General features: G+C 70.4%; 12 protein-coding genes. 1 reads left to right on the forward strand and 11 read right to left on the reverse strand.

All coding sequences use genetic code 11. From position 1 onward, the window contains the following. Positions 1–45: 45 nt before the first annotated feature. The 10 genes from LL946_RS03260 to LL946_RS03305 form a co-directional block, all read right to left on the reverse strand. Positions 46–870 (reverse strand): carbohydrate ABC transporter permease, encoded by an 825-nt coding sequence (locus LL946_RS03260; RefSeq protein WP_404384745.1) that lies wholly within the window; start codon positions 868–870, stop codon positions 46–48. Positions 871–874: 4 nt separating this feature from the next. Beyond that, complete coding sequence (locus tag LL946_RS03265; protein ID WP_404384747.1) at positions 875–1,822, reverse strand: carbohydrate ABC transporter permease; 948 nt, start codon at positions 1,820–1,822, stop codon at positions 875–877. Between the two features lies 1 nt (position 1,823). Then, positions 1,824–3,101, reverse strand: a complete 1,278-nt coding sequence (locus LL946_RS03270) for a sugar ABC transporter substrate-binding protein (protein WP_404384749.1) — start codon at positions 3,099–3,101, stop codon at positions 1,824–1,826. A gap of 94 nt (positions 3,102–3,195) precedes the next feature. Beyond that, the gene (locus tag LL946_RS03275; protein ID WP_404384751.1) at positions 3,196–4,197 is read right to left on the reverse strand and encodes a LacI family DNA-binding transcriptional regulator; all 1,002 of its coding nucleotides are present in this window, start codon (positions 4,195–4,197) and stop codon (positions 3,196–3,198) included. 300 nt (positions 4,198–4,497) lie between these two features. Beyond that, positions 4,498–5,244: a MazG nucleotide pyrophosphohydrolase domain-containing protein gene (locus tag LL946_RS03280; RefSeq protein WP_404384753.1), complete on the reverse strand. Its 747-nt coding sequence runs from the start codon at positions 5,242–5,244 to the stop codon at positions 4,498–4,500. A 4-nt stretch (positions 5,245–5,248) separates the two neighbouring features. Beyond that, positions 5,249–5,770, reverse strand: a complete 522-nt coding sequence (locus tag LL946_RS03285) for a hypothetical protein (protein WP_404384755.1) — start codon at positions 5,768–5,770, stop codon at positions 5,249–5,251. Positions 5,771–5,795: 25 nt separating this feature from the next. Continuing rightward, on the reverse strand, positions 5,796–9,458 hold the full coding sequence (gene mfd, locus LL946_RS03290; protein ID WP_404384757.1) for a transcription-repair coupling factor: 3,663 nt from the start codon (positions 9,456–9,458) through the stop codon (positions 5,796–5,798). A 173-nt stretch (positions 9,459–9,631) separates the two neighbouring features. Next, complete coding sequence (gene pth, locus LL946_RS03295) at positions 9,632–10,222, reverse strand: aminoacyl-tRNA hydrolase (RefSeq protein ID WP_404386775.1); 591 nt, start codon at positions 10,220–10,222, stop codon at positions 9,632–9,634. Between the two features lie 196 nt (positions 10,223–10,418). Next, on the reverse strand, positions 10,419–11,120 hold the full coding sequence (locus LL946_RS03300) for a 50S ribosomal protein L25/general stress protein Ctc (RefSeq protein WP_404384759.1): 702 nt from the start codon (positions 11,118–11,120) through the stop codon (positions 10,419–10,421). A gap of 259 nt (positions 11,121–11,379) precedes the next feature. Continuing rightward, positions 11,380–12,399: an EamA family transporter gene (locus tag LL946_RS03305; protein ID WP_404384761.1), complete on the reverse strand. Its 1,020-nt coding sequence runs from the start codon at positions 12,397–12,399 to the stop codon at positions 11,380–11,382. An 82-nt stretch (positions 12,400–12,481) separates the two neighbouring features. Between LL946_RS03305 and LL946_RS03310 the strand changes: the two genes are divergently transcribed. Then, on the forward strand, positions 12,482–13,030 hold the full coding sequence (locus LL946_RS03310; protein ID WP_404384763.1) for a CGNR zinc finger domain-containing protein: 549 nt from the start codon (positions 12,482–12,484) through the stop codon (positions 13,028–13,030). Between the two features lie 80 nt (positions 13,031–13,110). On the opposite strand, the gene LL946_RS03315 is transcribed toward LL946_RS03310, so the two are convergent. Next, on the reverse strand, positions 13,111–14,112 hold the full coding sequence (locus LL946_RS03315; protein ID WP_404384765.1) for a ribose-phosphate diphosphokinase: 1,002 nt from the start codon (positions 14,110–14,112) through the stop codon (positions 13,111–13,113). Position 14,113: the final 1 nt, after the last annotated feature.

Here is a 14,113-nt window from a genome sequence, read left to right on the forward strand (position 1 = left end):
GCCCGCGGGCTGGACCCGGTGACAGTGAGGTGGTGGTGCCTGGGATCACTTGATGCCGGTGGTGGCGATCCCCTCGATGACGCGCCGCTGGAACGCGAGGAACACGAGCAGCATCGGGGTGACGACGACCGTGGCCCCGGCGAGCAGGAGGCCGTAGTTGGTCGCGTTCTGTCCCTTCGAGTACAGGGCCAGCGCCACCGGCAGGGTGTAGGTGTCCTCGGTCTGGGCCACGACGAGCGGCCACAGGAAGTTGTTCCAGCTGCCGAGGAAGGTGAGGATGCCGAGGGTCGCCAGGGCGGGTCCGCACAGGGGCAGGATGATCCGGGCGAAGATGCGCAGCTCACCCGCACCGTCGACCCGTCCCGCGTCGAGGAGGTCCCGTGGGAGGCCGAGGATGAACTGCCGCATCAGGAAGACCCCGAAGGGGGCCGCGAGGAACGGCAGCATCAGGCCCGGGAGCGTGTCGACGAGCCCGGCGTTGGCCACGAGGACGAACAGCGGCACGAAGGTGACGACCCCGGGGATGAGCAGCGTGGCCATGACCACGCCGAACAGGGCCCTCTTCCCGGGGAAGTCGAGCATCGCCAGCGCGTAGCCGAGCATCGAGCAGAAGAGCAGGTTGCCCAGGGTGACGACCACGGCGACGACCGTGGAGTTGAAGAAGTAGGTCCCGAAGTCGAGGCGCGAGAAGAGCTCCGAGTAGTTGTCCAGGGTGGCATTCTCCGGCAGCCAGGTGGGGGGGCTCCTGCGGAGCTCCGACGTCGTCTTGAAGCTGCCGACGACCATCCAGAGGAAGGGCGCGGACACGACGACGACGGCCACGCTGAGGACCGCGTAGAGCCACTTCTTGCCCGAGGTCGAGTGGTTCACGGCGTCACTCCTTCTCGCGCAGGGCGCGGAACTGCAGGGCCGTGACGACCGCCACGACGATGAAGATCAGGTAGCTCAGCGACGCGGCATACCCGTAGTTCCCGAAGCCGAACTGCCGGTAGGTGTAGAGCGACATCGACACGGTGCTGTCGAGGGGGCCACCGTTCGTCATGACGAACGGCTCCTCGAAGAACTGCAGGTAGCCGATCATCGTCGTCACCGACACGAAGAGGATCGTCGGGCGGAGCATCGGGAGCGTGATGTGCCGGAAGCGTTGCCAGGCGTTGGCACCGTCGATCGAGGCCGCCTCGTGCAGGGCCCACGGTACGGCCTGGAGCCCGGCGAGGAAGATGATCATCCCCGTGCCGAAGTTGCGCCACGAGGCCATCATGATCAGGGCCGGCATGGACCAGTTCGGGTCACCCAGCCAGTTGGGCCCGGTGATCCCGACCCAGCCGAGCACGGTGTTGATGAGCCCGAACTCCCGGTTGAGCAGGAACTGCCAGACGACGGCCACGGCGACGATGGAGGTCACGACCGGGGTGTAGAACCCGAGACGGAACGCCGACCGGAACCGCGTGATCCCGCGGTCCAGGGCCACCGCCGCGGCCAGCGCCAGCGTGAGGGTCAGGGGAACACCGACGAGGACGAAGTAGGCCGTGTTGCGCACGGCCCGCAAGAAGTTCTCGTCGGACAGGGCCCGCGTGTAGTTGTCCAGCCCGATGATGTCGACCGAGAACGGTGACTTCAGGTCCTTGGCACGGGTGTCGGTGATGCTCATGAAGAGCGACTGGAGCACCGGCCAGACCGTGAAGACGAGGAACAGCAGGCAGAACGGCAGCGCGAGCATCCATGCCGCCCTCCCCTCCTGGAGGCGCCGTCGTGGACGACGCCTCCCGGGGGGAGCCTCTTCACGACGCGCGGTGTCGGCGCCGTCGGCGAGGGCGGTCATGTCAGTTGCCGGTGCCGATCGACTCGGCCTGCGACTGCACGGTCTTGAGTGCGGCCGCGGGGTCGGCTGCGGTCTTGGTGACCTTCTCCATCTCGGTGTCGAAGGAGGTCACGACCTGCTCCCAGGTCGGGAACGACGGCGGGGCCTGGGCGGTCTCGAGCTGCTTGCCGAAGACGGCGAGCTTCTTGTCGGCCGACATGGCCGGGTCCTCCCAGGCGCTCTTGACCGACGGGAGGTCGGTCGAGATGCCGTACCACTTGACCTGCGTCTCGGGCTCGGCGAGCCACTGGACGAACTTCCAGGAGGTGTCGCGCTCCTTGGTGTTCTTGAAGACGACGAGGTTGGAGCCACCCACGAAGGAGCTGGACTCCTTGTCAGCGGGGATCTGCATGACGTCGTACTTCTCCTTGAAGCCCGCGCCGCCGGCCTTCTCGACCGCGGACATCATCCACGGGCCTGAGATGAACATCGGGACCTTGCCGCTGACGAAGTCCGGCTCCGTCGTCGGGGTGGCGGGAGCCGCCTTGTCGGCGAGCCCCTCGTCGAAGAAGGACTTGTAGTACTCCGCCGCCTTGAGCACCTCGGGGCTGTCGAAGTTGTATGCCTTGCCGTCGTCCTTGGTGAGGTCTGCACCCGCCGACCAGGCGAAGGGCATGACCGACTGCCAGGAGCCGACACCGCCGGCCTGCAGGCCGATGCCGTACTTCGCTCCGGCCTTCTCCTTCATGGCCTTGGCCATGTCCTTGAGGCCCTGCCAGTCGGTCGGCGGGGTCGTGATGCCGGCCTTCTGGGCGAGGTCCGTGCGGTAGTAGACGAGGCGGGTCTCGACGTACCAGGGGATGCCGTAGGAGGTGCCGGCCACCTCGGTGGTCTTCTGGGCACCCTCGAAGAAGACCGACTTGTCGATCTCGCCGGGGGTGGGGTCGAGGGCGTCCATTCCGGCGAACTCGCCCATCCACGTCGTCCCGACCATGGCGACGTCGGGCGTCTTGTTGGCGGTGATCGCAGTGGTGAACTTGTCGTGCGCCGCGTCCCACGGGATCGCGGTGACGTTGACCTTGGAGCCGGGGTTGGCGGTCTCGAACTCCTTGGCGAGCTCGGGGAGCTTCTCGCCCTCGGCACCCATCGCCCACACGGTGATGGTGCCTGTCGCGGCTCCGGTGTTGACGGCCTTGCCCGTCTGGGCTCCGGTGCTCTCGGCGGCGTCGCGTCCGCACGCGGACAGGGTCAGGGCCAGGGCGGCCGCGCCTGCCACGGTGATGGTGGACTTGCGTCTCATGGGACTCTCACTTTCTGGGGTGGGGCTGGGGTGGGGGCTGGGGTCGGGGTGGGGACTGCGGTCGGGTGGGGCCGGGGTGGGCTGGGACTGCGGGTCAGGGGTCGGTCGCGAGCTCTGGGCAGCCACACGACCCGCGGATGACGACCTCCGTCGGGAGGACGTGCTGCTCCGCGTCCTTCGCTGTCCCGCTCACCAGGTGGAAGAGGCGTTCGGCGGCCAGGGCCCCGACCGCGCGCACCGGCTGGCGGACGGTGGTGAGGCCCGGGCGCACGTACCTCGCGGTCATCACGTCGTCCCACCCGACGACGGCGATGTCGACCGGAACCTCGATGCCGGCCCTCATGAGTCGCGCCATGATGGCGAGGGCGAGCTCGTCGTTGCCGCACACGAGCGCGTCCGCCTCGAGGTCACCGTCGATGATCCGCTCGGCGACCCGCCGGCCGTCGCTCTCTCGGAACGGGGCGAGGACGGGCTCCCGTGCCTGGAGGCCACGGTCGAGGTGGGCGGCGACGAAGCCCTCGTGGCGCTCCCGGACGTCGTGGGCGGCGCCCGGGTCGCCGACGAACAGGAGCCGGCGGAGCCCGTGCGCGAACAGGTGCTCGGTGAGGAGTTGCGCACCGTGGTGGTTCTCCGTGGAGATGACGTCGACGTCGGGTCGGGCGTCGCCGGCGATGAGGACGACCTTCTTGGCGCTCCTCGTGACACGCTCGACGTCGGTGCCGAGGAAGGCGATGCCGTCGACGCGCGTCGCCAGGCTGTGGACGGCATCGCCGTGGTCCTCGTTGCCGGCGATGACGAGCATGACGCCCTGGCGCAGCTCGGCCGCCCTGGTCTCGAAACCAGCGAGCAGCTCGGCGTAGTAGGGGCCGCCCAGCTCGGGCAGGACGAGCCCCAGGGTGTGGTGGCGGCGCTCGGCGAGGCTGCGGGCGGCGCCGGAGGGGAGGTAGTCGAGCTCACGCACGGCGTCCAGGACCCTCTGGCGCGTGCTCTCGGCGACGAGGGTGGAGCCCTGGAGGACGCGCGACACGGTCGCGATGGACACCCGTGCGTGGTCGGCCACCGCGTAGATGGTCACTGCCGGGCTCTCTGGACTCATGTCGTTCCTCCTTTGCCTTCACCGTTGAAAGCGCTTACACACTCCTTTGAGAGTGCCGACCCACTCACCGGTACCGGGCAGTAGCCGGGTCACGGTTCGATAACGGACCCGATGCTCCTCACCTGGCGGGCCTCAGCGGGCGGGCCGACCACGCGGCCCGCGCTCTCCTCGCAGAGGGACTCAGCCCGTCTCGAAGCCCTCACGGGGGGGGGGGCGCAGGCGGGTATGCCGGTCGACCGGCATACGGGCCGAGCCGACCCTGGCGCCGGGGCGGGCCAAGGGCCGCGACGACCAGACGTCTCAGCGGCGCGACGCGCCTTCCTTCTCCTCGGCCTTGATGCGCGCCCAGGCCTCCTCGACCTCTTCGGGGGTCGAGGCGTCACCGTCGGCGAAGACGTGGGGGTGGCGACGGACGAGCTTGGCGACCAGACCACCGGCGACGTCGTCGATGTCGAAGCGGTCGGACTCGTCGGCCGCATCCTCGGCCACGCGGGAGTGGAAGAGCACCTGGAGCAGCACGTCTCCGAGCTCCTCGGCGAGGTGCTGCCGGTCACCCGACTCGATGGCGTCGACGGCCTCGCCTGCCTCTTCGGTGAGGTACTTGGCGAGCGACTCGTGCGTCTGCTTGGCGTCCCACGGACAGCCTCCCGGCGAGCGCAACCGGTCCATGACGACGACGGCGTCGAGGAGCCGTGAGCCGGGGACGTCCCAGGAGCCGACGACCATCTCGACCTCGGGCGGGGCTTCGAACCGCGAGACCTCGGAGGCGATCGCGTCGGTGAGACCGGGGTCGGCGTCGGAGGAGCCGAGCCAGACGACGTCCTCCTCGACGGCCCGGTCGACGAGCAGTCGTGCGAGCTCAGGCGGCGACAGCTCCTCCCCCACGGCGTCGACCGTGAGGCCCGACTCGACGACCGCGTCGACGAGGGGCTCGGAGACCTCCCGGCACAGGCGAGCGGTGGCCGACTCGACGGCATACCAGGCACTGCGGGACATCAGGCCCGGCGCGACGCGCGGGCTCGTGACGAGGAGGCTCAGCCGCCCCACGACGTCACTGCGCCGGGGAGGGTGCGGCCGCGGGCGCGGCGGGGACGAGCCAGTTGGGCGACGTCGCCACGATCGAGGCCTGCGACGGGTCGAACCTGCCGTAGCGCGGGTTGATCTCCATGTCGAGCTCGGCGAACTTCTGGGTGAGCGCCCGTCGGCCCGCGTCGTCGACCCCCTGGAGGCTGGCCTCGGCCTGGAGGATCTCGACCGTCGAGTCGGCGGGACCCTCGGGCAGCGCCGCGAGCTGCGGGAGGGCGCGGGCCGCCGACTCGCTCTGGGCCTGCCCGGCGGCCGCAGCCGCCTCGTTGACGTAGGGCGCGCGGATGAGGAGCGTGAGGATCTGGGGCGCGGTGAGCGGCTGCTGGGGGTTGAACGCCTCGTTGATCTGGGCGGTCGCCTCGCGCACCTGCTCCTCGGTGATGACGCGTCCGTCGACGACCGCCGCGGTCTCGGCCGACGTCGTGCCGGAGCACGCGGAGAGGGCGAGGGCGCCCGCGAGGGCAATGGCGGTGGTGCGAGCCTTCACGGCCTTCACTTCGGTGTCCCTTCCGTCAACGGGTGGCCCGGGATCCGGTGGTGGATCCGGTGGCCACCGTGGCTGCTACCCCGACATTGTCCATGACGACGCTGCGGATCACCGCACCCGCCCACTCGAGGACGTCGCGGTTGCGCAGCGGCTGCCCGCCGATGCGGGCCGTCATGGGCTTGGGCACGAGGATCGTGCCCAGTGCGGGCTTGATGATCGAGCCCGGGTAGAGGCGCTGGAGACGCAGCTCCTGGCTCTCGCGCAGCTCGACCGGGCCGAACCGCACGGTGTTGCCCTGGACCGAGATGTCGCGGATGCCGGCCGCCCTGGCCACGGTGCGCAGCCGGGCCACCTCGATGAGGTTGTGGACCGGCTCCGGCGGCTTGCCGTAGCGGTCGACGAGCTCGGCCAGGATCTCGTCGAGCGCGGCCTCGTCGGCGACGGTCGCGAGCTTCTTGTAGGCCTCGAGCCGCAGCCGCTCCCCCGGCACGTAGTCGTGCGGCAGGTGGGCGTCGACGGGCAGCTCGATCTTGATCTCGCCGATCTCCTCGTCGGTGTCGCCGCGGAAGTTCGCGACGGCCTCGCCGACGAGCCGGACGTAGAGGTCGAAGCCGACGCCGGCGATGTGGCCCGACTGCTCGCCGCCGAGGAGGTTGCCGGCACCGCGGATCTCGAGGTCCTTCATCGCGACCTGCATCCCGGCCCCGAGGTCGGTGTGGCTGGCGATGGTCTGCAGCCGGTCGTGCGCGGTCTCGGTGAGCGGCACCTCGGGTGGGTAGAGGAAGTACGAGTAGGCACGTTCGCGACCACGACCGACGCGACCACGCAGCTGGTGCAGCTGGCTGAGGCCGAGGCGGTCGGCACGCTCGACGATGAGCGTGTTGGCGTTGGAGATGTCGAGGCCCGTTTCGACGATCGTCGTGCAGACGAGAACGTCGAAGTGCTTCTCCCAGAAGTCGAGCACGACCTGCTCGAGCTTGTGCTCGCCCATCTTGCCGTGGGCGACGGCGATGCGCGCCTCGGGGACGAGCTCGCGGATCCGGGCCGCGGCCCGCTCGATCGTCGACACCTTGTTGTGGATGTAGAAGACCTGGCCCTCGCGGAGCAGCTCGCGCCGGATGGCCGCGGTGATCTGCTTCTCCTCGTAGGCGCCGACGTAGGTGAGGACCGGGTGCCGCTCCTCGGGAGGCGTTGCGAGAGTGGACATCTCGCGTATGCCGGTCACGGCCATCTCGAGTGTGCGCGGGATCGGGGTCGCAGACATCGCCAGCACGTCGACGGCGGTCCGGAGCGACTTGAGCTGCTCCTTGTGCTCGACGCCGAAGCGCTGCTCCTCGTCGACCACGACGAGCCCGAGGTCCTTGAAGCGGATGGAGTCGGACAGGAGCCGGTGGGTGCCGATGACGATGTCGACCGTGCCGTCCGCCAGACCCGCGATGACGGCGTCCGACTCCTTCTTGGACACGAAGCGGCTGAGCGCCTTGACCGTCACGGGGTAGGGCGCGTAGCGCTCCGTGAAGGTCTGGAGGTGCTGCTGGACGAGCAGCGTCGTCGGCACGAGCACGGCGACCTGCTTGCCGTCCTGGATCGCCTTGAAGGCGGCGCGCACCGCGATCTCGGTCTTGCCGTAGCCGACGTCGCCGGCGAGCAGCCGGTCCATGGGGACCTCGCGCTCCATGTCGGCCTTGACCTCGTCGATCGAGCTGAGCTGGTCGGGCGTCTCGACGTAGGCGAAGGCGTCCTCGAGCTCGCGCTGCCACGGGGTGTCGCGCGAGAACGCGTGCCCCTTGGTCGCCATGCGTGCCGAGTAGAGCTGGATGAGCTCGGCCGCGATCTGCTTGACGTAGCGGCGGGCCTTGGACTTGGTCTGCTTCCAGTCCGAGCCGCCCATGCGGTTGAGCGTCGGCTGCTCTCCGCCGACGTAGCGGGTCACCTGGTCGAGCTGGTCGGTCGGCACGAAGAGGCGGTCGCCGGGCTGGCCCCGCTTGGACGCGGCGTACTCGATGACGAGGTACTCGCGGGTCGCACCCTGCACGGTGCGCTGCATCATCTCGACGAACCTGCCGACGCCGTGCTGCTCGTGCACGACGAAGTCGCCCGGCTTGAGCTGCAGGGGGTCGACCTGGTTGCGGCGACGGGACGGCATACGCCGCATGTCCTTGGTCGACGGACCGGACGACGGAGTGCCGGTGAGGTCGGCCTCGGTGAGGACGACGAGCCGGCTGCCGGGGTGGACGAAGCCACGCCCGAGCTGGGCGGTCGTGACGTGGACGACCCCGGGGTCGAAGTCGCCGAGCGCGTCGGGGCCGGCGTCGAGCCGGGCCGGCACCTCGGCCTCACCGAGGACCTCGACGATGCGCTTGGCCGAGCCCTGCCCGTCGGTGGCGACGAGGATCCGCCAGCCCGCGTCGGTCCAGGTGCGCAGGTCCGCTGCCGCCGACTCGATGTCACCGCGGTAGGCCGCAGCGTCCTCGGTGCCGGTCTCGGCCACGTCTCCGTCGGTCGTGTCGGCGGTCTCGGTGTCGAGGGCGAAGGGCGTGAGGTCCCACCACGGGTGCTCGGTCTCGCGGGCGTGGTCGCGCAGGTCGCCGACCGACCAGAAGGAGGCGGACCCGAGGATCTTCTCGAGGTCGATGGGCACGGCGTTGCCCGCGGCGGCGTTGGCCCAGCCGGCCTCGAGGAACTCCTGGCTCGTGGCGACGAGGTCGTGGGCGCGGGTCCGGACGCGCTCGGGGTCGCACGTGACGACCGGCGAGCCGGCGGGGAAGCTGTCGAGCATCGACTCCATGCCGTCGACGAGGGCGGGCGCGAGCGACTCCATGCCCTCGACCGCGATGCCCGCGGCGAGCTTGTGGAGCAGGTCGGCGGCACCGGGCAGCTGGTCTGCCAGCGTGGCCGCCCGGTCGCGCACGGCGTCGGTGAGCAGGACCTCGCGGCACGGCGGGGCCCAGAGCCCGTGCTCGGCGACCTCGAGGGAGCGCTGGTCGGCCACCTTGAACCAGCGGATCTCCTCGACGGTGTCGCCCCAGAACTCGACGCGGAGGGGGTGCTCCTCGGTCGGCGGGAAGACGTCGAGGATGCCTCCTCGGACGGCGAACTCACCGCGACGCTCGACGAGGTCGGTCCGGCTGTAGGCCGCGTTGACGAGGCCCTCGACGACGTCGTCCATCTCGTGGTCCTCGCCGGCCCGGAGCGCGACCGGCGACAGGTCACCCAGTCCGGTCGAGATCGGCTGGAGCACGGCGCGGATGGGAGCAACGACCACCGAGAGCGGGCCGTGGGCAGCGTCGTCCTCGGCCACCGTGGCGGGGTGGGCCAGCCGGCGCAGCACCGCGAGGCGGCGGCCGACGGTGTCGGAGCGTGGGCTCAGCCGCTCGTGCGGCAGGGTCTCCCAGGACGGGAAGTCGGCGACGACGTCGGGGTCGAGGACGCAGCCGAGGGCGGCCGTGAGGTCCTCGGCCTCGCGGCTCGTGGCGGTGACGACGAGCAGCGGGAGCCGGTCGGGCGCACCCGCCTGCAGTCGCTGCACCGCGGCGGCGATGAGGGCTGGTCGCGCACCGGCGCTCACGGAGACGTCGAGCGTCGTCGTGCCGGGGGTGGTGGCGGTGTCGAGGAGGGCGGAGATCTGGGGTGCCGCGCCGAAGTGGTCGACGACAGCGTTCAAGGAAGGCAAGGGCAGCGTGGGCATCGCCCTCGAGTTTAGTGCCGCCGTCCGACACCCCGCGCCACGAGCGGGGGTCCGGCGGGACACCTGTGGTGCTCTCCGGGTCGATGACCTATAGGTGTTCGTGCATACCTATAGGTCATCGACGCCGGGCCTATAGGTCATCGACGCCGGAACGACATCGTGCCCCTGCTGGGTCAGGTCCCGGCGGCCGGCGCGTGGAAGCGCTGCTGGGTGTCGAGCAGGCCGTGGGTGACGAGCATCTCGACGGCGTCAGCCGCGTCGCCGAGCAGGAACGGCAGCTCCTTGCGCTCGGTCGGCGAGAAGTCCCTGAGCACGAAGTCGGCCGCGTCCTGGCGCCCGGGAGGCCGGCCGATGCCGACGCGCACCCGCAGGTAGTCCCGCGTGCCGAGCGACTTCGAGATCGACCGCAGCCCGTTGTGCCCGCCCTCCCCGCCGCCGAGCTTGAGCCGGACGTCACCGGCGGGGATGTCGAGCTCGTCGTGGATGACGACGAGCCGGTCGGGCTCGACCGAGAAGAACCCCATGAGCGCCTTCACCGGCCCACCCGACTCGTTCATGTAGCTGTGGGGGACGGCGATCACCGCGGCCGGGCCGGGCACCCCTCCGGGGCCGGTGCCGATGCGCACCTGCGCCGCCGCAGCTCGTGCCTTGTGCGCGCGCAGGGGGCTCCGCGTCCGCGAAGCCAGCTCGTCGACGACCATCGCTCCGACGTTGTGCCGGTTGCCGGCATACGTCGGTCCGGGGTTCCCCAGTCCGATGACCATCCACGTCTCACTCACAACCGACGAGTATGCCGTCCGCTCCCCGTGCGCCCCAACTTCCCTCACGCTCGTGCGAGCGTCCGGCAGCTAGACGACACAGCCCCCGACCTGCCGGACGCAGGGTGCCGCAGGGGACGCGAACGGGCCCGGTCCGCAGTGGACCGGGCCCGTGTCGGGACTGCGCGTGGCGCGTGGGGACTCAGGCGTCCTCGGACTTCGCCTCGTCGCCCTCGGTGGCCTCGCCCTCGGCAGCCTCGCCCTCGCCCTCGGCAGCGGCCTCGGCCTCCGCGTCGGACTCCTCGTGCTCGATGCCGGCCTCGGCCTCGGCCTCGGCGAGCTCGGCCTCGAGGGCCTCGGCGGAGATCTGCTGGGTGACGTTGACGACGAGCGCCTCGGCGTCGGTGACGAGCGTGGCGCCCGCGGGCAGCTCGACGGCGCCGGCGAGGATCTGCGTGCCGGCCTCGAGGCCCTCGACGGAGACGGTGACCGCCTCGGGGATGTTGGTGGCCTCGGCCTCGAGCTGGAGGGTCGCGTGGTCGACAGTGACGACGGTCTCGGGAGCGGCCTCGCCCTCGAGGTGGACGGGCACGTCGACGGTGACCTTCTCGCCCTTGCGGACGACGACGAGGTCGATGTGCTCGATGACCGGCTTGATCGGGTCGCGCTGGACGTCCTTGGCGAGAGCCATCTGCTCGTCGCCGTCGAGAACGATCGTGAGGAGCGCGTTGGGGTTCTTGAGCGCCATCATGGCGTCGTGGCCCACGAGGGTGATGTGCACGGGGTCCGCGCCGTGGCCGTACATGACCGCGGGGATCTTGTGCTCACGGCGGATCTGGCGGGCAGCGCCCTTGCCGAACTTGGTGCGGGCCTCGGCCTGCAGCTTGATGGTGTCGTTGGACACGGGAACTCCTGGTGACTGGGGGCGAATCGGTCAGGGATGACGCCGGTGGGGGACTCGACGTCTGCGGTGGCCTCGACGCGGGACACGGCACGGACGGGCGCGCTGGTCCGCGGATCATCCGGTCGGTCGGACCTGAGATCAACGGCCACCGCGTCGATCACGGACACGCATGGCCCGAACATCTCTGGCCGGTGCTGTGTCCCTCGCCGAGGCAACCCCGAGAGTCTAGGCGACTCCCGCCGAGCGGGGAAATCGGCGATCAGCCCGGGTGCGGTGCCGAGTGGGTGAGCACGGACTCGCCGGTCGGGACGCCGAGCTCGTCGCCCTCCGCCACCTCCGGCTCCTGGTCGGAGACCTCACCGAGCCGGACCGCGACGACCCCACCGAGGATGAGGACGCCACCGGCCAGCTGGACCAGTCCGGGCAGCTCACCGAGCAGGACCCAGGCGATGAGGACCGCGAAGAGCACCTCGGACAGGCCGACGAAGCTCGCGATGGTCGCACCGACGAGGCGGGTGCCGATGACGCCGACCCCGTAGGCGATCGCCGCGGCGACGACGGCGAGCTCGGCCACCGGCACCCACCAGGCGACCGTGGCCCCGGCGATCTGCACGCTCTCGCGGGCCGTGGCGTAGTCGATGAGCCCGGTGGCGCTGGCGACGACGAGCAGCACGGCACCGACGCCAAGACCGAACCCGGCGAGGGCGAGCGGGGGCAGCGACTCCTCGTGCTCGTGCCCGGACGTGACGTAGAAGGTCGCCAGCCCCACGGCGGCGAGCAGCCCCCAGATGACACCGGCCCACGAGATCTCGACCCCGGAGAAGACGTCGAGCACGAGGACCAGCCCGGCGATCGACAGGGCCACCCCGGCGAGGGTGAGCCGCGAGGGTCGGCGGCCGTGCGCCGCCCACATCCAGCCGACGACGAACACGACACCGAGGTACTCCAGGAGCAGGGCCACCGCGACCGACAGCGACTCGACCGCGTTGAAGTAGGCGAACTGACACCCGGCGACGGCCACCGCACCGAAGGCGAGGACCTGCCCGGCGTTGCGCCGCAGGAGGTGCCACCGGCCGCGGATCGCCCACAAGGCCACCGGCACGAGGAGGAGCGCGGCGAACCCGACCCGCCACGTCACGACCCCTCCGGGAGTCCAGCCCACCTGCAGCAGAGACTTGGCGAACGCGCCCGAGGACCCGAACGTCGCCGACGCAAGGAGGACGAGCAGGAACCCGATGAACATCGCGCGGGGAGTACGCGTCTGGATGCCGGCGTTCACGGTCTCACCTCTGTCAGGAGTAAAATGGGCCCTTGCCCCTTACGAACCACCACGGTAGGGCCGCGAGATGTCAGGAGTCAAGATGGTTTTTGCCCATGACACGGAGCTGTCGCTGCAGTACGCGGCGGCGGTGATCAACACCGCGCCCGGATTCGGCGACGACACCGAGGAGGAGCTCCCGACCGTCGCCGCGCTCGTGGCGCACCTCGACGCGTGGGACTGGAGCGGCGAGCGACCGCGCACGCGCGCGGAGCTCGAGCAGGTGCATGCCCTGCGACCGCGTCTGCGCGAGCTGTGGACCCGCGACGTCGAGGGGCTCGTCGAGGGCGTCAACGAGCTGCTCGCCGAGCACCACGCGCTCCCCCGCGTCGTGCGGCACGACGACCTGGACTGGCACATCCACGCGACCGAGGACGATGCACCCATCGCCACCCGGATGGCGGTCGAGGCGGCGATGGCGATGATCGACCTCATCCGCGCCGGGGAGACCGAACGCCTGCGCATCTGCGCCGCCGACGACTGCGGCGACGTCGTCATCGACCTCAGCAAGAACCGAAGCCGGCGCTACTGCGACGGGACGTGCGCCAACAAGGCCCACGTCGCGGCATACAGGGCTCGTCAGCAGGCCTGACGCCCATCTCCCGACTGATGGCCCGTTCGGCCGCTTCGTCGCTGCGCTCCTCGTCGGCCGAACGGGCCATCAGTCGGGGTTCAGGCGCGACCGCCGAAGAGGCTCGTCACCGAGCCGTCCTCGAAGACCTCCTTGATCGCGGCGCTGATGAGCGGCGCGATCGACAGGACGGTGAGCCCGTCGAACTCGCACTCCGGCGCGATCGGGAGGGTGTTGGTGACGATGACCTCGCGGGCGGCGCAGTCGCGCAGCCGCTCGGTCGCGGGCGCCGAGAGGATGGCGTGCGTCGCCGCGATGATGACGTCCTTGGCTCCGTCGGCCATGAGGGCATCGGCGGCCTTGGTGATCGTGCCGCCGGTGTCGATCATGTCGTCGACGAGCACGCAGACCCGGCCCTTGACGTCACCGACGACGCGGTTGGCGACGGCCTGGTTGGGCTGGTTGATGTCGCGGGTCTTGTGGATGAAGGCCAGCGGGACGCCGCCGAGACGCTTGGACCACTGCTCGGCGACCTTGATCCGGCCGGCGTCGGGCGAGACGACGGCGAGGTCCTCGTGGCCGTACTTGGCCGAGACGTAGTCCGAGAGCACCGGCTGCGCCATGAGGTGGTCGACCGGCCCGTCGAAGAAGCCCTGCACTTGGTCGGTGTGGAGGTCGACCGCGATGAGGCGGTCGGCGCCGGCGGTGTGGAAGAGGTCGGCCATGAGGCGGGCCGAGATCGGCTCGCGCCCACGGTGCTTCTTGTCCTGGCGGGCGTAGCCGTAGAACGGCATGACGACGGTGATCCGCTTGGCGCTGGCCCGCTTGAGGGCGTCGATCATGATGAGGTGCTCCATGATCGCCTCGTTGAGCGGGGCGCTGTGGCTCTGGATGACGAACGCGTCCGAGCCGCGCACGGACTCCTCGTAGCGGACGTAGATCTCGCCGTTGGCGAAGTTGTAGGCGCTCGTCGGGACGAGCTCGGTGCCGATGAGCGCGGCGACCTCCTGGGCGAGCCCGGGGTGGGCGCGCCCGCTGAAGATCATGAGCTGCTTCTTGGGCTTCTTGCGGATGTTGGCCGACTTGGGACGGTCTTCCTTCATG

The sequence above is a fragment of the Knoellia locipacati genome, from assembly GCF_044791685.1.
GTDB lineage: Bacteria > Actinomycetota > Actinomycetes > Actinomycetales > Dermatophilaceae > Knoellia > Knoellia locipacati_A.

What these genes read in the sequence shown, in the direction of transcription:
- LL946_RS03265 (WP_404384747.1), bottom strand. Translation starts at nt 1,822, where the DNA reads ATGACCGCCCTCGCCGACGGCGCCGACACCGCGCGTCGTGAAGAGGCT.
- LL946_RS03270 (WP_404384749.1), bottom strand. Translation starts at nt 3,101, where the DNA reads ATGAGACGCAAGTCCACCATCACCGTGGCAGGCGCGGCCGCCCTGGCC.
- LL946_RS03275 (WP_404384751.1), bottom strand. Translation starts at nt 4,197, where the DNA reads ATGAGTCCAGAGAGCCCGGCAGTGACCATCTACGCGGTGGCCGACCAC.
- mfd (WP_404384757.1), bottom strand. Translation starts at nt 9,458, where the DNA reads ATGCCCACGCTGCCCTTGCCTTCCTTGAACGCTGTCGTCGACCACTTC.
- pth (WP_404386775.1), bottom strand. Translation starts at nt 10,222, where the DNA reads ATGGTCATCGGACTGGGGAACCCCGGACCGACGTATGCCGGCAACCGG.
- LL946_RS03310 (WP_404384763.1), top strand. Translation starts at nt 12,482, where the DNA reads ATGGTTTTTGCCCATGACACGGAGCTGTCGCTGCAGTACGCGGCGGCG.
- LL946_RS03315 (WP_404384765.1), bottom strand. Translation starts at nt 14,112, where the DNA reads ATGAAGGAAGACCGTCCCAAGTCGGCCAACATCCGCAAGAAGCCCAAG.